The sequence below is a fragment of the Micromonospora sp. S4605 genome, assembly GCF_003176715.1.
Lineage (GTDB): Bacteria > Actinomycetota > Actinomycetes > Mycobacteriales > Micromonosporaceae > Micromonospora > Micromonospora echinaurantiaca.
Window position 1 is genome coordinate 1 of sequence record NZ_QGSW01000051.1, and the last position, 18,352, is coordinate 18,352.

An 18,352-nucleotide genomic window follows, 5' to 3' on the forward strand; every position below is an offset into this window, starting at 1 on the left:
CGTTACACACAGTCCGGCACCGCGGCTGGGCACCCCCGCCCCGCTGGTTTGGTCGGGCGTCTGGCACCACGGGCATCCCCCGCCCCGCGAGTGCCGAAGAGTTCTTCCCCCAAGTCTTGAGCGCCTGATGGTGCTTGCGCTGCTGTGACCCGTCCCCCTTGGGTTTGGTGGCGTCATCCCCCGAAGGAGCTTGTGATGACCACGATCATGCGTAAGAGCGTTCTGGGTATTGCTGGTCTGGCCTTCGCCGGTGGCATCTTCGCCGGCCCCGCCACCAACGCCGAGGCCGCCCCGGTCGAGGCCGTGGCCGTGAAGCCGGCCGCCGTGAGCGTGCAGGCCGACAAGCCGGGCGTCGACAAGGCGAAGCTGATCCCGCATGGTGTGCAGGGTGAGCAGTCGCGCATCGACCTGAACGACGAGCAGGTGGAGAACGTGAAGGCGATCATCGCGGCGACGAAGAAGTCCGGCATGGACGAGCGGGCGGCGGTGGTGGCGATCGCGACCGCGTTGCAGGAGTCGAAGCTGGAGAACCTGGGTCACCTGGGTGACCGCAACGACCATGACTCGCAGGGCCTGTTCCAGCAGCGCCCGTCCTCGGGTTGGGGCACGGTGGAGCAGATCACCGACCCGGAGTACTCGACGATGGCGTTCCTGAAGGGTCTCAAGCAGGTCGACGGGTGGCAGGACATGCCGCTGACCAAGGCCGCGCAGACCGTGCAGGTGTCGGCCTACCCGTTCCACTACGCCCAGTGGGAGCAGCAGGCCGCCGACCTCGTCGCCAAGCACTGGAACAACTGACAACCGAACACGCACTGACTTTCCTCACAGGGGGACTGCTGGCCGACACCCACACCGGGTGCCGGCCAGCAGCACATCCACCGACCGCAGGGCCGACACCCCACCAACGGGTGCCGGCCCTGCGGCGTGTCCGAGCACCCGGACGCAGCAGGCTGGCCGCATCCGATCGTGGACGCCGGCCGGGGTGCATCCGTAGTCAGCTGGTCGGCCTCCAGCCGGAGTCGTTTCAGCCGGTCGTGCCTGCGAGCTCGGTGGTTGCGGCGGCGCCCCGGCGTTCGTCGTCCTCGACGTGGAGGTAGTCGGCGAGGCGGGCGGCGGCGAGGAGCATGGCGCGCCCCCGGGCAGCCAGCCGGGCGCGCCAGCCCTCCAACGAGCCGGCCAGCGCCTCCGGCCCGTCGGCGTCGCGGACCCGCCGCATGACGGTGGCGATCTGCTCCAGCAGATAGCCGCCGCGCCGGAGCAGGTGGGCCAGGTCGGCGTCGCGCACGTCGTCCGGGTCGTACAGGCGGTGATGGGTGGCGCGGTCGCGGACCGGCTCGAGGATGCCGGCTCGTTCCCATTTGCGCAGCGTCGCGGGTGTCACCCCGAGCCGGTGGGCGAGGGCACCCACCGTCAGCGGACGGTCGGGCCGGTCCGTGGCCGGCGGGTTCGCGAGGATGCCGACGGCCGACTCGACGGCGTCGAGCGTCTCCCGGTCCCGTAGCAGCTGGGTATGGCTGCGGTCGATCGCCCGTAGGGCGGTGTCCAGGTCACCGCCGTTGACGGCGCGCATGATCTCGCCGCTGGTCGCGTAGCCGTGCGCCGGGATCAGCGCGAGGTACGCCCGCAGCGCGAGGGCGTGCCGGGCCGAGTAGCGGCGGTACCCGCTCGGCGTGCGGTGGGCCGCCGGGATGACGCCGGCGTGTTCGTAGTTGCGGACCGCCTGGGTGGAGATGCCGTGCTCGCGGGCGAGGTCCACCGGCCGGTGACCACCCGCCTTGGCATGTACTCCGGATTGAGACTTCAGGGGGACTCTCCTGTGCTACGCGACCTCGAACCTTCACAAGGTAGTTCAAGGATACGGTTGAGGCCATGACTTCTAGACGTGAATCATCGGTGGGTTGGTCGTACGACGAGGGCCGGGAGCCGGTGTCCGCCGAGGCGCTCGCCGAGCGGATCCTCGCGCTGCCCGACGTCGCCCAGGTGGTGGCCGACGAGACGTCGGGCGTGCCCGAGACGCACTGGGGTGACCGGTTCTTCTTCGTCGGGCCGGACCGGCGTCGGCCGTTCGCCACGATCGTCTACCACGACACGCCCGGCTTCGACGAGGACTCCCGGCTCGACCGGCCGGGCGTCTACCGGCTGAACGTCGAGCTGGGCCGGGCCGAGTTCCAGCGCCGGTTCGGCTACCCGCCGGCGGGGTTGCCCGACCACCGGTCGGAAGTCGATTTCAGCCGGCTGGACGAGATCCAGCCCCATCCCGCGTACGGGCTGCACGGCTGGGCGTGCGTCCTCAACCCCGGCGTCGGGCGGCTGCCGGAGGTCGATCGGCTGCTCGACCACGCGTACCGCCGGGCGCTCGCCCGTCACCAGCGGGCCCTCGACCGGGACGGGGCCGTCCGATGACCCGCCGGCAGCCCTGAGAAATCAGTCTCACCTGGCCGGGAACAAGAACCGGGGTCGGTAGGTTGAGGGAGGTGTCGGTGTGATCAGTGTCCCCGGGCCTCACCATATTGCCTTCGCGGAATACCGTACGGCTGGAGCCGCGTCGCGCCACTCGCCGAGAGGCGACCTGCACACCGACACCCCAGCGCCGCCCCCGAGCCCGTCCGGGCCCGGGGGCGGCGCTGTCTCGTCCGCCCGTGCCGCCCCCGAGAGCCAGACGGCCCGCAGCCCCGCGCGCCGGCCAAGTCCGAGAGCCGGGCGCGGCGCAGCGGCCGACAGCCGGTGTGGAGATCGCCCTCAGCCGAGGGCGAACGGGGCTTCGGTAGGGGCGCGGGGGAGCGGACAATGCCCGGATGGGTGTCGAGCAGGTATGGACCGAGCAGACCGGAGCGGTCGCTCTGCCCAGCGGCGTGACGGTGCGCGGTCGACGCATCGGTGATCCGGCCACACCGGCCGACTTCGCCCTGCTGCTGGCGGACGGGCCGGCGCCGCAGTGGCCGCACCGGCGGATCCGGTGGCCGGACTTCTGGATCCCGGTCGACCGAGCCGACGCGCTCGACGCGCTACGGGAGGCGCTGCGCCGGGCGCACGACGGTGAGCGGGTCGAGGTGGCCTGCCGTGGCGGTACCGGCCGGACGGGCACCGCCATCGCGGCGCTCGCGATCCTCGACGGCCTGCCGGCCGAGCGGGCGGTGCAGTGGGTACGCGCGAACTACCGTCCGCGCGCGGTGGAGACACCCTGGCAGCGGCGTTGGCTACGCCGCCTGCCCGGCTGAACCCGCTGGTCACGAGCCCGGCCGCGGCTGTGGTGCTGGTCATGAACGGGGTTCGTCCGGCTCCGCCGGGGTACGAGGGGCACCTCGTCGGACAACCTAGGCAGGAACCACCATGGCACCACCCCACTACCAGGGCGTTCACCGCCGGCCGGCCCCGCGGATGGTGTCCGTCGCCCGGGCCGCCGCGGCGCTGGCCGTGCTCAGCGTGCTCGCCGTCCTCTTCCTCGACGCGCTGCTGATCACCGTCGGCCTGCTCACGCCGGTCGCGGCGGCGCTGCGCCCGCTGCGCGCCTGGCTACGCGACCTCGACGCCCCGACCGTGTCGACGGCGAGCGCGGCGTCGGGCCGCTGACCGCCGTGGTCCCGGTGCAGGGCACCGGGACCACGGGCTCACGCCGCGACGTACTCCCGCAGGTGCTGGGCGGTCAGGGTGTCGCCGTGGGCTACCAGGTCGGCCGGCGTGCCGGTGAAGACGATCCGGCCGCCGTCGTGCCCCGCACCCGGCCCCAGGTCGATCAGCCAGTCGGCGTGCGCCATCACGGCCTGGTGGTGCTCGATGACGATCACCGTGTTGCCGGCGTCCACGAGCCGGTCCAGCAGGGCGAGCAACTGGTCGACGTCGGCCAGGTGCAGGCCGGTGGTGGGCTCGTCGAGCACGTAGGTGCTCGCCTTGTCGGCCATGTGGATGGCCAGCTTGAGCCGCTGCCGCTCGCCCCCGGAGAGGGTGTTGAGCGGCTGGCCGAGGGTGAGGTAGCTGAGCCCGACGTCGACCAGCCGGTCGAGGATCACCCGGGCCTGACCGCTGGGGAAGAAGTCCCGGGCCTCGGTGGCCGACATCGCTAGCACCTCGCTGATGTTCTTGCCGCGCAGCCGGTAGGTGAGCACCTCGTCGGTGAAGCGCCGACCCTCGCACCGCTCACAGACCGAGGCGACGCCGGCCATCATGGCCAGGTCGGTGTAGACCAGGCCGATGCCCTTGCAGGTCGGGCAGGCGCCCTCGGAGTTGGCGCTGAACAGGGCCGCCTTGACCCCGTTGGCCTTGGCGAACGCCGACCGGATCGGGTCGAGCAGCCCGCTGTAGGTGGCCGGGTTGCTGCGCCGGGAGCCGCGGATCGGCGACTGGTCGACGATCACCACGCCGTCGCGGCGGTGCAGCGACCCGTGGATCAGCGAGCTCTTGCCCGAGCCGGCCACCCCGGTCACCACGGTCAGCACGCCGAGCGGCACGTCGACGCTGACGTCGCGCAGGTTGTGCAGGTCGGCGTTGCGGATCGACAACTGCCCGGTGGGCCGGCGCACCTGCTCGCGCAGTCCGACCCGGTGGTCCAGGTGCCGGCCGGTGAGGGTGCCGGAGCGGCGCAGGCCGGCGACGTCGCCGGTGTAGCAGACCTGGCCGCCGGCGGTGCCCGCCCCGGGCCCGAGGTCGACCACGTGGTCGGCGATGGCGATGGTTTCCGGCTTGTGCTCGACCACCAGCACCGTGTTGCCCTTGTCGCGCAGACGCAGCAGCAGGTCGTTCATCCGGGCGATGTCGTGCGGGTGCAGGCCCACGGTCGGCTCGTCGAAGACGTACGTGACGTCGGAGAGGCTGGAGCCGAGGTGCCGGACCATCTTCACCCGCTGCGCCTCGCCGCCGGAGAGGGTGGCCGACTCCCGGTCCAGGCTGAGGTAGCCCAGGCCGATCTCGACCAGCGAGTCGAGCAGGTCGCGCAGGTTGCCGACCAGCGGCGCGACCGACGGGTCGTCGATGCCGCGGACGAACTCGGCCAGGTCACTGATCTGCATCGCGGAACACTCGGCGATGTTGCGCCCGGCGATCCGGGACGACAGTGCCGCCTCGTTGAGCCGGGTGCCTCCGCAGGCGGAGCAGGTGGTGAAGGTGACCGCCCGGTCGACGAAGGCACGGATGTGCGGCTGCATCGACTCGCGGTCCTTGCTCAGGTAGAGCCGGCGCACCTTCACCGCCAGGCCCTCGTACGTCCAGTTGTTGCTGCCCATCTTGATCTTCGTGGCCGGCTTGTGGAGGAAGGCCTCCCACTGCTGCGGCGTGTAGTCCTGGAGCTTGGCGTCCGGGTCGAACAGGCCCGAGCCGACGATCGTCTGCCAGTACCACGAGTCGACGGCGAAGTTCGGCACCTTGATCGCGCCGTCGTTGAGCGAGCGCTCGACGTCGACCAGTTCGTGCACGTCGAGGTCGGAGATCCGGCCGAGGCCCTCGCAGGTGGGGCACATCCCCTCGGCCAGGTTGAAGCTGAACGCGCCAGCCCCACCCACCTGCGGGCTGCCCAGCCGGCTGAACACGATCCGCAGCATCGCGTACGCGTCCGTCGCGGTGCCGACGGTCGAGCGGGAGTTGGCGCCCATCCGCTCCTGGTCGACCACGATGGCCGGGGTGAGGTTGCGCAGCGAGTCGACGTCCGGGCGGCTCAGGCTGGGCATGAACGACTGGAGGAAGGCGCTGTAGGTCTCGTTGATCATGCGCTGCGACTCGGCGGCGATGGTCCCGAAGACCAGCGAGGACTTCCCCGACCCGGACACTCCGGTGAAGACGGTCAGTCGGCGCTTGGGGATGTCGACCGAGACGGAGGCGAGGTTGTTCTCCCGCGCTCCGCGTACCTCGATCATGTCGTGGCTGTCGGCGGCGGACCGTGCTGGCTGCGGCATGCGAACCCTTCGCGAGATCGTGGGCAGGGTGAATCCCGCCCGAGCTTCCACGGGTCTGGCAGCCTTCAATTGTCTCATTCATGAGGATGTAGAGGGTTTTCCGCAGAGCACAGCGCGGGCCTCGGCGGAAAGGCCGGGAAAGTCTCAAACAACGGGTAAGCGGTAGGGTGAGCCGGTGGGCGACCGGAGCGGACGGCTGCGGGCGGTTGACGTCGCGGCGACCGCCGGCATCTCGGTGCAGCAGGTCCGCAACTACGTCGACCTCGGCGTGCTGCCACCGGTCGAGCGCACCCAGGCCGGCTACCGGATCTTCACCGCCGGGCACGCCCGAGCGCTGGCCGTGGCCCGGCGGCTGGCCGAGGGGCACGGCTGGGCGCGTACCCGGGAGATCATGGCCGCGGTGCACCGCGGTGACCTGCCGGCGGCGCTGGCCGCGCTGGACGCCGGGCATGCCGAGCTGGACCGGGAGCGGGCCGAGATCCGGCGGGTGCTCGGCGCTTTCGAGACAGTGGTGGCCGCCCCGCCCACCGCCGCGCCGGCACCCCGGCGGGGCCTGCGGATCGGCGTGGTCGCCGGCCTGGTCGGGGTCCGCACCTCGCAGCTGCGGCTGTGGGAGGGGCGGGGCCTGCTCCGGCCGGTGCGCGAGCGCGGCACCCGCTACCGGGTGTACGACGAGGCGGAACTACGGGCGGCGCAGGTGGTCGCGCTGCTGCGCCGGGGCGCCTATCCGTTCGACATCATCGCCGCCGTCCTCGACGAACTGCGCAGCACCGGCAGCCCGCAGCGGGTCCGGGCCGAACTCGCCCGGCGCGAGCAGGACCTGCACCGGCGCAGCCTGCGGCGGCTGGGCGGCTCCGCCGCGCTGCACGACTACCTGTGCCACCGGGGCCTGGTCGGCTGACTGTGAGCCAGCGACGCAGCTGGCGAGCGACCCAGCCGGCTGGCGACGCAGCCGGCGAGCGACGTAGCGGACCAGCAGGCGACCGGGTGCCCGCTGCCGGAGCAGGCCGCGTCGCGGCGCGAGCGGCCAGCGTGGCGGCCTGGCTCAGCGCAGCACGAGCAGGTCGAGGTGGTCGACGACCGGGCCGCTGTCGTCCCGGGCAGCAACGGCCAGCCGGGCCACCCCGGCCGCGTACTCGTCGTCGCTGATCAGCTGGAGCGGGGTGTGCGCCCGGCGGTCGAGCCGCTGCGCGTACTGCGCCAGCGAGGCGGCGGTGGTCTGCGCGACCGGTTCGACGCTGCTCACCGGGAACCCGGCCGCCGCGAACGCCGAGCGCACCCGGGCCAGGTCGGGGTAGCGCTCCAGGACCCGGACCGCCTCGGGGAACCAGTGGAACAGGGCGATCCGGTGGTGCCGGCCGGGAAACGGCGAGCGGATCAGCACCGGCGCGCCCGGGCGGAGTACCCGGCGCAGCTCGCGGGCCGCCGCGTCCAGGTCGGGGATGTGGTGGATCATCGTGGACAGCCAGGCGGCGTCCACTGTGGCATCGCCCAGCGGCACCGCGACCGCGTCGCCGGCGACCAGCGGGCGGTGGGTGGTGCGGGAGCGCATCGCCTCGGCCGGCTCGACCCCCACCACCCGGACGCCGAACCAGTCGGTGAAGGCGGCGGCCCAGGCGCCGGTGCCGGCGCCGAGGTCAAGCACGGTCATCCCGGCCCGGGGGCGCAGGTGCTGGCCCACCGCGTGCCGCCAGCGGTCCAGCCCGTTGCGGGGCAGCTCGCGGGTCGCGGCGAAGGCGGCCGCGTCGGTGTCGTCGAAGGAGATCAGAGCCACGCCATCACCTCGCCACCGTCGCCGGCCGGTCCGGGCGATCGTCACCCGGTTCTAGTCGGTCACGGCCACCGCGGGCAACGGCTTGTGAGCCAAACGACCACCGGCCGGCACGCGCGGACGGGCCGCCCGTACCGAACCGGTGATCGCGTCACCGCGCCGCGGGTCCCGGGCCGCCGGGCCCGGGCGTGCCGTCAGGGGCGGGGAGTGACGGTCAACAGCACCACCGCGTCCTCCTCGGCGTGCAGGGCGTGCCGGCGCGGCGGGATGACCAGCAGGTCGCCCGGTCCGCCCGCGCACGACTGCTCCCCGGCGGTGAGCCGGACCCGCCCGCGCAGCACCTGCAGGGTGGCCTCGCCCGGGCTCTCGTGTTCGTCCAGGGACCGGCCGCCGACCAGGGCCACCAGGGTCTGCCGCAGCCGGTGGTGTGCACCGGGGTGCAGGGAACGCCCGCTGCGTCCGCTGCTCGCCTCGCGTGCCGATGTCAGGTGCTCCTCGGCGAGCTGGGACAGCGACAGGACCTCCATGGTCGACCTCCGTGGACTCGGGTGGACGGGCTCGGACGGGTGAGCAGCCGGCCGGCGGCCGGCTGCCGCATCCGGTCACCAGCGTCGCCCACGGGTGACCCGGTGGGCAGGGCCGATGGTCCCGGACGGCGGGTGGCCTCCGGCACCAGCGTCGGCGGCTCGGTCGCCGCGGGCCGGCGCCGCCGGAAATCCCGCCCGTTAGGGTGACGGGCATGAGGGTTCGGCTGCTGGTGGCCACCGTGGCCGCTGTACTCCTGCCCGCCGGCGCGGTCGCTCCGGCGGCGGCCGCCGCGCCCACCGCGACCACACCGCCCGCTGCGACGACACCGTCGACCACGACCACACCGCCCGCCGCGCCCGCCACGGTGGCCGGCGCGCCGGCGCAGCCCTGCCCGCGGGCGCCGGCGCCGAAGGTGTCCCGGCCGCCGCGGCCGACGCCACCGCCGGCGGTGACCGAGGACCGGATGGTGGGTGGCCCGGCGCTGGCCACCGCCGGGCTGGTCGTCCCGGACGGGGTCGCGGCCCCGCCCGCGGTCACCGCGACCTCGTGGCTGGTCGCCGACCTGGACAGCGGGCAGGTGCTCGGTGGCTGCGGCCCGCACGAGTACGGCACCCCGGCGAGCGTGCAGAAGCTGCTGCTGGCGGCGACCATGCTGCCCCGGCTCGACCCGAAACAGGTCGTCACGGTCGTCGACGAGGACCTGGACATCGAGCCGGGATCGTCCGCCGTCGGCCTGGTGCCGGGCGGTCGCTATCCGATCGAGACGGTCTGGCTGGGGCTGCTGCTGCAGTCCGGCAACGAGGCGGCCAACCTGCTGGCCCGCCTCGGCGGCGGCGCGGAGGGACGGGCCGGCGGGGTGCGCGCGATGAACGAGTACGCGCGCCGCCTCGGCGCCCGCCAGACGCACGCGGTCACCCCGTCCGGGCTGGACGGTGCGGGGCAGTTCACCAGCGCGTACGACCTGGCGCTGATTGCCCGGGTCTGCTTCGCCGACGCCACCTTCCGCCGGTACGCGCTGACCGAGCGGACCCGGATCCCGGCCCAGCCCGGGCGCAAGGCCAAGGGCTTCGAGATCCAGAACGAGAACCAGCTGATCTACCGCTACCCGGGTGCGCTGGGCGGCAAGACCGGCTTCACCGACCTGGCCCGGCACACGTACGTCGGGGCCGCCGAGCGGAACGGGCGTCGGCTGGTGGTGACACTGCTCGGCGCGGAGCCACGGCCGGCCCGGGGCTGGGAGCAGGGTGCGGCGCTGCTCGACTGGGGCTTCTCGCTGCCCCGCGACGCGGCGGTCGGGCGGCTGGTGGAGCCGGGGGAGCTGGACGACCCGGCGTCGCCCGCCCCGGCCGGCACCGGCGACCCGCGCCCGGCCGCGGTGAGCGGTCCGGTCGACGACGGGTCGGTGGGCCGGTGGTGGGGCGTCGCGCTCGGCGGGGCCGGGGTGCTGCTGCTCGGCGGACTGCTCTGGCAACGGGCGGCCCGCCGCCGCGCCCGCTGACCGGGTGGTCCGGCGCCGCGCCCGCTGACCGGGGCGGTTCGGCGCCGCGCCCGCTGACGGGCGGTGTGTCGCTGATCGACAACCGGCTATCAGGTTCATAGACTGCGGTCTTTCTGGCACCACGAGTCCCAGGAGGATGCCCGTGTCGAGCGAACCCCGACCGCAGCCCGTCCCGTCCGGCACCGCGACGCCCGGCCGACCGTCCCGTACGCTGGCCCGCCTCGCCGGTGCGGCCCTGCTGGCCGGGGCGCTGGTCGGCGCCGGCGGCACCGCCGCGGTGGCCGCCCCCGCCACGCCCGGCGGCGTGACGCCGACCGCCACCGCCGGGGGCGAGCGGCCGCGGACCACCCCCGGGCCGTGCGCGTACACCGAGACGCCGGAGGACCCGGCGGCCCGGCCCGTCCCGCTGCCGCCCGACCCGCGGCGCACCCCCGACCGTGGCACGGTCCGGGTCACCCTGCGCACCAACCAGGGGGCGATCGGCTTGACCCTGGACCGGGCCGCCGCGCCGTGCACCGTGCAGAGCTTCCTGCACCTGGTGCGGCACCGCTTCTACGACCGCACCTCGTGCCACCGGCTGACCGCGTACCCGACGCTGAAGGTGTTGCAGTGCGGCGACCCGTCCGGCACCGGCTCCGGCGGCCCCGGCTACCGGTACCGCGACGAACTGCCCACCGACCTGCCGCCGGCGCCGACCGACCCGACCGGAGAGCGCAAGGTCTACGCCCGCGGCGTGCTCGCCATGGCCAACGCCGGGCCGGACACCAACGGCAGCCAGTTCTTCCTGGTGCAGTCGAACTCGGCGTTGCGGCCGCACTACACGATCTTCGGCTCGGTGGACGCCGCGGGCCTGGCCACCCTGGACCGGATCGCGGCCGGTGGCATCGCCCCGACGGCGGAGGACCCGGCGCCGGTGGACGGCGCACCGGCGCTGCCGGTGGAGATCTGCCGGGCGGTGCGGCACCACCACCGCTGACCGCCGACGGCCCGCTCTCCGTGCCGGCACGTGGGCCGGAGAGCGGGCCGCAACCGTCGGGTCGGCACCGGAAGCGGAGCCGTCGGCCGGCCGAGGGAGGTGTGGCCGGCCGGGCTACCGGGCCGGCGGGGCGGCGGAGCTGTCCCGCACCACCAGATCGGTGGCGAGCTCCACCCGGGGGGAGTCGATCGCCTCGCCCTGCGCCAGCCGCAGCACGGTACGCGCGGCCAGCCGGCCCATCTCCACCAACGGCTGCCGGACGGTGGTCAGCGGCGGCGAGGCCCACCGGGCCTCCGGCAGGTCGTCGAAGCCGACCACGCTGACGTCGTCGGCGACCCGCATACCGCGGCGGCGGATCGCCTCGTAGACGCCGAACGCCATCTGATCGCTGGCCGCGAAGATGGCCGTCGGCGGTTCGTCCAGGTCGAGCAGCGCGGTTCCGCCGGCGAAGCCGGAGGCGTGGTAGAAGTCGCCCGGTTGCACCAGCCGGTCGTCCACCGGCACCCCGGCGGCCTCCAGCGCCGCCCGGTAGCCGTCCAGCCGGGCGCGGCTGCACAGCAGTTGGGTCGGCCCGGCCACGAACCCGATCCGCCGGTGCCCGAGCGAGAGCAGGTGCTCGGTCGCGGCCAGCCCGCCGGCCCAGTTGGTGGCCCCGATCGTCGGCACGTCGATGGCCGGCACGCCGGCCGGGTCGACCACCACCACGGGCACGTTGAGCCGGCGCAGCTGCGCGTGCAGCGGCGGGCTCAGGTGCGAGGTCACGAAGATGACGCCGTCGGTGGCCCGGGCGCGCAGGTTCTGCAGCCACAGCCGGGCAGCGGTCGACTGCCGGTGGATCGCGGAGACCACGGTGCCCACTCCGGCGCCGTGCGCGACGTCCTCCACCCCTCGGATGATCTCCACCGCCCAGGGGCTGTCGAGGTCGTTGAAGACCAGGTCGACCAGGCCCGCGCGGCGTACGGTGCGGCTGCCCCGGCGCCGGTAGCCGTGGTGGCGCAGCAGTTCCTCGACCCGCTCCCGGGTGTCCGGGGCCACGTCCGAGCGCCCGTTGAGCACCCGCGACACGGTGGGCACCGAGACACCCGCCTCCCGCGCGATCGCGGTGATGGTCACCCTGCGTCCCTCGTCCGCGTCCACCCGCGTCTCCTTCACCGGTCGGGCCGGGGCCGACCGTCGCCACCGAAAATCCCGGAACGGCGTGTCCGCCGCACGGTCATCTTGCCCCACGGACGGGGGTTGACGACATGGCAGGTCGGTCCTAGCGTTTCGACGAGTTGCGGGGATCTTCCGGAAGTTTATCGGACCCTTTCGGCCGTTCGACCCGTCGGGCGGCCGCTTTCCCACACCGTCGAGAGGACGTCACGTGCAGCTCACCCGTACCGTCTCGGCCGGCGCGGCGGTCCGCGCCGCAACGCGGTAGCCGATGGTCCTCACCGACCTGCCGGAGGCGCAACTGCGGGCGTACCGCAGCGAGGTGCGGGCGCCGGACGACTTCGACCGGTTCTGGGCCGACACCCTCGCCGAGGCCCGCGGCTGCGGGTGGCCGGCGCGGACCGCGCCGGTGGAGACCGGCCTGGCCACCGTCGACGTCCTCGACGTCACCTTCGCCGGGTACGCGGGGCAGCCGGTGCGCGCCTGGCTGCGGCTGCCCCGCCACGCCCCACGGCCGCTGCCCGCCGTGGTGCAGTACGCCGGCTACGGCGGCGGCCGGGGGCACCCGCTGGAGAACCTGTTGTGGGCGTCGGCCGGCTTCGCGCACCTGCAGATGGACACCCGGGGGCAGGGGTCGGGCTGGAGCCGGGGGGACACCCCGGATCCGGCGGCCGCCGGACCGGAGGCACCGGGCGTGACCACCCGGGGGATCGAGGACCCGCGCACCTACTACTACCGGCGGTTGATCGCCGACGGGGTCCGGGCGGTCGACGCCGTCCGGACCCTGCCGGCGGTCGACCCGGCGCGGATCGCGGTCCTCGGGCACAGCCAGGGCGGCGGGGTCGCGCTGGCCGTCGCCGCGCTGGCGCCCGACCTGGCGGCCCTGGTGGCGGGGGTGCCGTTCCTGAGCGACATCCCGCGTGCCGTGCTGGTCACCGACGCCCACCCGTACCGGGAGATCCGCGACTACCTGGCCATCCACCGGCACGCCGAGGAGCGGGTGCTGACCACCCTCGGCTACGTCGACGGCGTCAACTTCGCCCGTCGTGCCGAGGTGCCGGCCCGATTCTCCGTCGCGCTGATGGACGAGATCGTGCCGCCGTCGACCGTCTTCGCGGCGGTCAACGCCTACCGGGGGCCGGCGGAGCTGTCGGTCTGGCGGTACAACGGCCACGAGGCCGGCGGGATCGACGACGACGAGGCCGCGCTGCGCTTCCTGCGCGACCACCTGTCGCCGGACCGGGTCCCGGCCGCCGTGCGGGCTGATACACAGGAGGGGTGACCAGGTCAGGCACGGTCCGCCCGGGGCCACCGGCCGGACGGCGGGCGGCCGTGGTGGCCGCGGTGGTCGCGGCGCTCGGGGTGCTCGCGGCGTCCATCGGGGGCTGCGGACGCTCCTCACCCGAACCGGCGCCGAGCACGCCGCCGGCCCCGACCCCGACCTCGGCGCCGGCCGCGGCGCCGCGCCTGCCGGGCTTCGTGGTGCTCGCCGACGTCGACCCGCGCATCCTGACCGACATCCGGTACGCCGGGGCGCACAACTTCGTCGGCCGGCCGATCGCCGGCTACCGGGAACCGCTCTGCCTGCTCACCCGCGAGGCGGCGGAGGCGCTGCGCCGGGCCCAGGACGCCGCATTGGCCGGCGGGCACAGCCTCAAGGTGTACGACTGCTACCGCCCCCAGCCGGCCGCCGAGGACTTCCTCGCCTGGGCGAAGCGGCCGGGCGAGCAGCAGATGAAGGGGGAGTTCTACCCCCGGTTGGCGAAGTCGGCGCTGTTCGACCAGGGCTACCTGGGCACGCCCACCTCGCACAGCCGGGGCAGCACGCTCGACCTGACCCTGGTCGACGTCCCCACCCCCAGCCAACCCCCGTACGCGCCGGGCCGGCCGCTGGTCCCCTGCACCGCGCCGGCGGGGCAGCGGTTCGCCGACAACAGCGTCGACATGGGCACCGGGTTCGACTGCTTCGACTCGCTCGCGCACACCGACAACCCCCGGGTCACCGACTCCGCCCGGGAGAACCGGCGGCTGCTCCGGCGGCTGATGACCGACGCGGGATTCGTCAACTACGACCGCGAGTGGTGGCACTACCGCTACCGGGACGAGCCGTATCCGGACACCTACTTCGACGCACCGGTGGCCCGCGCGTCGGTCGGCTGACCCGGTCGGCGGCGGCCCGACCACCACCGGGCATGATCAGCCTGGACCGGCGGGTGGCCGTCAGACGAGGGAGACGACAGTGACCACCGAACGGATCGGCCCACCGGTCACCGGGGACGAGCGCACCATGCTCCGCGCCTTCCTCGACTACCACCGGGCGACCCTGGCCCTGAAGTGCGACGGGCTCACCGACGAGCAGTTGCGGCTGCGCTCCATGCCGCCGTCGACGCTCACCCTGCTCGGGCTGGTGCGACACATGGCCGAGGTGGAGCGCACCTGGTTCCGCCGGGTCATCAACGGCGAGGACATCCCGCTGGTCTGGTCGGACTCCGGCGACTACCAGCAGGCGTACGACCCCACCGGGTCCACCCGGGCGGAGGCGTTCGACGCCTGGCAGCGGGAGGTGGAGCACTCCCGGCGGATCGAGCGGGATGCGGAGTCGCTGGACGTGACCGGCTACCGAGATGCGGGCCAGTGCTCCGCCCTTAGGGCGGGGGTGAAGGCCCGCGTGGGAGGGCCGCCTAGGCTCGGGCGTGTTCTAGGTTGGTCTGTTCTGCTGCTCGATGTATTGGCGTAGAACGGTCAGGGGGGGGGCGCCGGCGACGGACCCGGCGAAGTACGAGGCGGACCACAGCCTGTTGGCCTGGTGGTAGTGGGGTACCAGGTCGGGGAACTCCTGCCGCATCCGTCGCGAGGACACACCCTTGAGACTGTTGACCAGCTTCGACAAGGCGACCTTCGGCGGGAAGTTGACCAGCAGGTGCACATGCTCGCCCTCGCCGTTGAACTCGACCAGGTCGCACTCGAAGTCGGCGCACACCGCCCGCATGATCTCTTCTAGGCGGGTCAGGTGCTGGTCGGTGAACACCCTGTGCCGGAACTTCGTCACGAAGACCAAGTGGGCGTGCAGGACGAAGACGCAGTGTCTACCGGTGCGAACATCCAGGGAGCCAGCCATAGACCAAGGGTAGATTGTCCGATGTGCAGCTTCGTTACAACTTCCGCGTCTACCCGACGCCCGGCCAGCAGATCGAGCTGGCTCGGGCGTTCGGGTGCGCGCGGGTGGTGTTCAACGACGGGCTGCGCCTGCGCCAGCAGGCACGCGAGCAGGGCGAGAGGTACATCTGCGACGCCGAGCTGTCCCGACGGCTGATCACCGAGGCCAAGCTGACCCCGCAGCGGGCATGGCTGGGCGAGGTCTCGGCCGTGGTGTTGCAGCAGGCACTCGCGGACTTGAACACCGCGTACCGGAACTTCTTCAACTCCCTGTCTGGCAAACGCAGGGGCCGCACGGTCGCGCCGCCGCGGTTCCGGTCGCGCAAGGACAACCGGCAGGCCATCCGGTTCACCAAGAACTCCCGGTTCACGGTCCTCGACAATGGCCGCCTGCGCCTACCGAAGGTCGGCGACCTGCCCGTGCGCTGGTCACGCAACCTCCCGGCGGACCCGTCGTCCGTGGCAATTATCCGGGACGCATCTGGGCGGTACTTCGCGTCGTTCGTCGTGCAGGCCACCGACGAAGCGCTGCCGCCGGTCGACTCCGAGGTGGGTATCGACCTGGGGCTGACGCACTTCGCGGTCCTCTCGGACGGCACGAAGGTCACGGCACCGACGTTTCTGCGCCGTGCGGCCCGCAAGCTCAAGCGGTTGCAGCAGGATCTGTCCCGCAAGCAGCGGGGCAGCAGCAACCGCAAGAAGGCCGTCAAGAAGGTGGCTCGGGCGCACGCCCGGGTGGCCGACACCCGGCGGGACTGGCAGCACAAGCTGTCCACGGCGATCATCCGCGACAACCAAGCGGTGTACGTCGAGGACCTGTGCGTGGCTGGTCTCGGCCGTACCTGGCTGGCGAAGTCCGTGTACGACGCCGGGTGGGCCAGCTTCACCGCAATGCTGGAGTACAAGGCCGCCCGCGCCGGGCGGAGGTTCGCAAAGGTCAACCGTTTCGCGCCCACGTCGCAGACCTGCTCAGCGTGCGGCCGGATCGACGGACCCAAGCCGCTCAACGTCCGGTCATGGACCTGCCCATGCGGGGCGACCCATGACCGGGACGTGAACGCGGCGATCAATGTGTTGGCCCAGGGACGCTGGGACAACTCAAACGCCTGTGGAGCGCAGGTAAGACCGGCATCCGTGCCGGCGCCGCGCCGTGAAACAGGAATCCGCCCGGGCGCCACGCGCTGTTCCGCGCGCAGCGCGGAGGGAATCCCCGCCCTTCAGGGCAGGGAGAACGTCAAAACGCCCGCTGGGACCAGAGGGTCTCGCTGCGGCTGGTGATGCTGCACCTGATCCACGAGTACGCCCGGCACAACGGGCACGCCGACTTCCTCCGCGAGGGCATCGACGGCACCGTCGGCGCCTGACCACGTCACCCGCCGGGGCCGGGACCTCGGGACCCGAACGGCGGGCCGTCCGACCCTGCCCGCCGCGCCTTCCGCGGAGCAGCGTGGGAGGTGACGACGGCGTGAGGAGGACCCCATGAAGGCGCTCGTCTACGGCGGACCGGGCAAGAAGTCCTGGAAGGACGTTCCCGATCCCACGATCGAGGCGCCGCGCGACGCGATCATCCGAGTCGACGCGGTGACCATCTGCGGCACCGACCTGCACATCCTGGGCGGCGACGTGCCCGCGGTACAGCCCGGCCGGGTGCTGGGCCACGAGGCGGTCGGCACCGTGGTGTCGGTCGGCGACGGCGTGACCAACCTGGCAGTGGGCGACCGGGTGCTCGCGTCCTGCATCTCCGCCTGCGGCGTGTGCCGCTACTGCCGCGAGGGCAGCTACGGCCAGTGCCTCGGCGGCGGTGGCTGGGTGCTCGGCCACACCGTCGACGGCGTCCAGGCCGAGTACGCCCGGATCCCGTTCGCCGACCTGTCCACCTACCGGCTGCCGGCGACGGTCTCCGACGAGGCGGCCGTGCTGCTGGCCGACATCCTGCCCACGTCCTACGAGGTGGGCGTGCTCAACGGGCGGGTCCGCCCGGGTGACACCGTGGTGGTGGTCGGCACCGGCCCGATCGGGCTGGCCGCGATCCTCACCGCGAAGCTGTTCTCCCCGGCCCAGGTGGTGGCCGTGGACCGGGCGCAGAGCCGGCTGGACGCGGCCAAGCAGTTCGGCGCGGACGTCACCGTGCTCGCCGACGCCGACCCGCTGGCGGCGGTCCGTGAGGTCACCGGCGGCCTCGGGGCCGACGTGGTGATCGAGGCCGTCGGCACCCCAGCCGCGTTCGAACTCTGCACCACCCTGGTCCGCCCCGGCGGGCACGTGGCCAACGTCGGCGTGCACGGCAAGCCGGTGACGCTGCACCTGGAAGACCTGTGGATCCGCAACGTCACCATCACCACCGGCCTGGTGGACACCCGCTCCACGGCCAAGCTGCTCGACATGCTGGTCGCCGGGCAGCTGGACACCGGCCACCTGGTCACCCACCGGTTCCCGCTCGACGAGATCCTCGCCGCGTACGACGTCTTCGCCCGGCCGGCGGAGACGGGCGCGCTCAAGGTGGTGCTGAGCCGCTGACCGGAGGACGTGCGCCGGTGGGGCGAGCACCCCGCCGGCGCACGCCGTCGACCCTGACGCCGCGGTCACCCGCGCAGCGGCAACCAGGCCAGCACGTCCTGGATCTTGGCGTCCCAGTACGCCCAGTCGTGCGTGCCGGGGGAGAAGTCCACGGTGAGCGGGATCCCGCGCCGCCGGGCCGTCTCGACGAAGTGGACGCTGTCCTCGAACAGGAAGTCCTCGGTGCCGCAGGCGACGTAGAGCTCGGGTGCGTCGGCGCGGCCGTCGCCGTACCGGTCGAGCAGGGCGATCGTGTCGTCCTCGGTGCCGGTCACCCGGCGCTCGCCGAACACGGTGTGCCAGACCGCCGGGTCCAGCGGGCTGGTCGGGTGGTGCCGGCGGGTGGCCACGTCCAGCGCGCCGGAGAGGCTGGCCGCGGCGGCGAACCGGTCGGGCTCGCGCAGCGCCCACTTCACCGCGCCGTAGCCGCCCATCGACAGCCCGGCGACGAAGGTGTCCGCGCGCCGTTGGGACAGCCGGAAGAACGACGAGCAGACCTGCGGCAGCTCGGAGCTGAGGAAGGTCCAGTACCGGTTGCCGTGCTCCTCGTCGGTGTAGAAGCTGCGGGACACCTGGGGCATCACCACGGCCAGGCCGAGCGGGGCGACGTACCGCTCGATCGAGGTGCGGCGCAGCCAGATGGTGTCGTCGTCGGTCAGGCCGTGCAGCAGGTACAGCACCGGCGGATCGCCGGCGGTGACGCCGCCGGCCATGCCGACCTGCGAGGTCGTGCGCTGCGGCAGGATCACCGTCATCGAGGTGCTGAGGGTGAGCACCTCGGAGTAGAAGTCGACACGCATCAGGGCCACGGTGCCCGACCGTAGTCGACGCGG

General features: G+C 73.2%; 20 protein-coding genes. 13 read left to right on the forward strand and 7 right to left on the reverse strand.

What is annotated here, in order from left to right; genetic code table 11:
* Positions 1-195: 195 nt before the first annotated feature.
* Positions 196-798 (forward strand): hypothetical protein, encoded by a 603-nt coding sequence (locus DLJ47_RS02395; protein WP_109898469.1) that lies wholly within the window; start codon positions 196-198, stop codon positions 796-798.
* Between the two features lie 226 nt (positions 799-1,024).
* Here DLJ47_RS02395 and DLJ47_RS02400 read toward each other — a convergent pair whose 3' ends face one another.
* Positions 1,025-1,756, reverse strand: coding sequence for a MerR family transcriptional regulator (locus DLJ47_RS02400; protein ID WP_342447622.1), 732 nt, complete (start codon positions 1,754-1,756; stop codon positions 1,025-1,027).
* Positions 1,757-1,869: 113 nt separating this feature from the next.
* On the opposite strand from DLJ47_RS02400, the gene DLJ47_RS02405 reads away from it, so the two are divergent.
* From DLJ47_RS02405 to DLJ47_RS02415, 3 genes are all read left to right on the forward strand, one after another.
* Complete coding sequence (locus DLJ47_RS02405; RefSeq protein WP_109898471.1) at positions 1,870-2,403, forward strand: DUF6194 family protein; 534 nt, start codon at positions 1,870-1,872, stop codon at positions 2,401-2,403.
* A 392-nt stretch (positions 2,404-2,795) separates the two neighbouring features.
* Complete coding sequence (locus tag DLJ47_RS02410; RefSeq protein WP_109898472.1) at positions 2,796-3,218, forward strand: protein-tyrosine phosphatase family protein; 423 nt, start codon at positions 2,796-2,798, stop codon at positions 3,216-3,218.
* A 112-nt stretch (positions 3,219-3,330) separates the two neighbouring features.
* Positions 3,331-3,570 (forward strand): hypothetical protein, encoded by a 240-nt coding sequence (locus DLJ47_RS02415; protein WP_146228009.1) that lies wholly within the window; start codon positions 3,331-3,333, stop codon positions 3,568-3,570.
* Between the two features lie 38 nt (positions 3,571-3,608).
* On the opposite strand, the gene DLJ47_RS02420 is transcribed toward DLJ47_RS02415, so the two are convergent.
* A complete protein-coding gene (locus DLJ47_RS02420; RefSeq protein ID WP_109898474.1) occupies positions 3,609-5,882 on the reverse strand; it encodes an ATP-binding cassette domain-containing protein in 2,274 nt (757 codons plus the stop codon).
* A 175-nt stretch (positions 5,883-6,057) separates the two neighbouring features.
* Here DLJ47_RS02420 and DLJ47_RS02425 point away from each other — a divergent pair, with 175 nt between their 5' ends.
* A complete protein-coding gene (locus tag DLJ47_RS02425) occupies positions 6,058-6,783 on the forward strand; it encodes a MerR family transcriptional regulator (RefSeq protein ID WP_109898475.1) in 726 nt (241 codons plus the stop codon).
* A gap of 144 nt (positions 6,784-6,927) precedes the next feature.
* Here the strand turns inward: DLJ47_RS02425 and DLJ47_RS02430 are convergent, their stop codons facing one another.
* Together DLJ47_RS02430 and DLJ47_RS02435 are read right to left on the reverse strand one after the other, a co-directional pair.
* Positions 6,928-7,656 carry a class I SAM-dependent methyltransferase gene (locus DLJ47_RS02430; RefSeq protein ID WP_109898476.1) on the reverse strand — a complete coding sequence of 243 codons (729 nt, stop codon included), beginning with the start codon at positions 7,654-7,656 and terminating at the stop codon, positions 6,928-6,930.
* 191 nt (positions 7,657-7,847) lie between these two features.
* On the reverse strand, positions 7,848-8,180 hold the full coding sequence (locus DLJ47_RS02435) for a cupin domain-containing protein (RefSeq protein ID WP_088994440.1): 333 nt from the start codon (positions 8,178-8,180) through the stop codon (positions 7,848-7,850).
* A gap of 212 nt (positions 8,181-8,392) precedes the next feature.
* Between DLJ47_RS02435 and DLJ47_RS02440 the strand changes: the two genes are divergently transcribed.
* Both DLJ47_RS02440 and DLJ47_RS02445 read left to right on the forward strand, forming a co-directional pair.
* A complete protein-coding gene (locus tag DLJ47_RS02440) occupies positions 8,393-9,679 on the forward strand; it encodes a D-alanyl-D-alanine carboxypeptidase family protein (protein ID WP_109898477.1) in 1,287 nt (428 codons plus the stop codon).
* 211 nt (positions 9,680-9,890) lie between these two features.
* Positions 9,891-10,655: a peptidylprolyl isomerase gene (locus tag DLJ47_RS02445; protein ID WP_446723523.1), complete on the forward strand. Its 765-nt coding sequence runs from the start codon at positions 9,891-9,893 to the stop codon at positions 10,653-10,655.
* Between the two features lie 114 nt (positions 10,656-10,769).
* Here the strand turns inward: DLJ47_RS02445 and DLJ47_RS02450 are convergent, their stop codons facing one another.
* Positions 10,770-11,792, reverse strand: a complete 1,023-nt coding sequence (locus DLJ47_RS02450; protein WP_109898492.1) for a LacI family DNA-binding transcriptional regulator — start codon at positions 11,790-11,792, stop codon at positions 10,770-10,772.
* A gap of 286 nt (positions 11,793-12,078) precedes the next feature.
* Between DLJ47_RS02450 and DLJ47_RS02455 the strand changes: the two genes are divergently transcribed.
* The 3 genes from DLJ47_RS02455 (at position 12,079) to DLJ47_RS02465 (ending at position 14,544) form a co-directional block, all read left to right on the forward strand.
* Positions 12,079-13,089 (forward strand): acetylxylan esterase, encoded by a 1,011-nt coding sequence (locus DLJ47_RS02455; RefSeq protein ID WP_109898478.1) that lies wholly within the window; start codon positions 12,079-12,081, stop codon positions 13,087-13,089.
* Between the two features lie 80 nt (positions 13,090-13,169).
* Positions 13,170-13,967, forward strand: a complete 798-nt coding sequence (locus DLJ47_RS02460) for a M15 family metallopeptidase (RefSeq protein WP_446723524.1) — start codon at positions 13,170-13,172, stop codon at positions 13,965-13,967.
* Between the two features lie 79 nt (positions 13,968-14,046).
* The gene (locus tag DLJ47_RS02465) at positions 14,047-14,544 is read left to right on the forward strand and encodes a mycothiol transferase (RefSeq protein WP_109898479.1); all 498 of its coding nucleotides are present in this window, start codon (positions 14,047-14,049) and stop codon (positions 14,542-14,544) included.
* Here the strand turns inward: DLJ47_RS02465 and tnpA are convergent.
* Positions 14,506-14,925, reverse strand: a complete 420-nt coding sequence (gene tnpA, locus DLJ47_RS02470; protein WP_109898480.1) for an IS200/IS605 family transposase — start codon at positions 14,923-14,925, stop codon at positions 14,506-14,508. The genes DLJ47_RS02465 and tnpA overlap by 39 nt on opposite strands.
* A gap of 23 nt (positions 14,926-14,948) precedes the next feature.
* On the opposite strand from tnpA, the gene DLJ47_RS36575 reads away from it, so the two are divergent.
* From DLJ47_RS36575 to DLJ47_RS02485, 3 genes are all read left to right on the forward strand, one after another.
* Entirely contained in the window at positions 14,949-16,241 is a 1,293-nt protein-coding gene (locus tag DLJ47_RS36575; RefSeq protein ID WP_109898481.1) for an RNA-guided endonuclease InsQ/TnpB family protein, read from the forward strand.
* Entirely contained in the window at positions 16,241-16,327 is an 87-nt protein-coding gene (locus DLJ47_RS36580) for a mycothiol transferase (protein WP_446723525.1), read from the forward strand. Before DLJ47_RS36575 ends, DLJ47_RS36580 begins: the two co-directional genes overlap by 1 nt.
* Positions 16,328-16,442: 115 nt before the next feature.
* Positions 16,443-17,480 (forward strand): zinc-dependent alcohol dehydrogenase family protein, encoded by a 1,038-nt coding sequence (locus tag DLJ47_RS02485; protein WP_109898482.1) that lies wholly within the window; start codon positions 16,443-16,445, stop codon positions 17,478-17,480.
* A gap of 65 nt (positions 17,481-17,545) precedes the next feature.
* On the opposite strand, the gene DLJ47_RS02490 is transcribed toward DLJ47_RS02485, so the two are convergent.
* Positions 17,546-18,328, reverse strand: coding sequence for an alpha/beta hydrolase (locus DLJ47_RS02490; protein ID WP_109898483.1), 783 nt, complete (start codon positions 18,326-18,328; stop codon positions 17,546-17,548).
* Positions 18,329-18,352 lie beyond the last annotated feature (24 nt).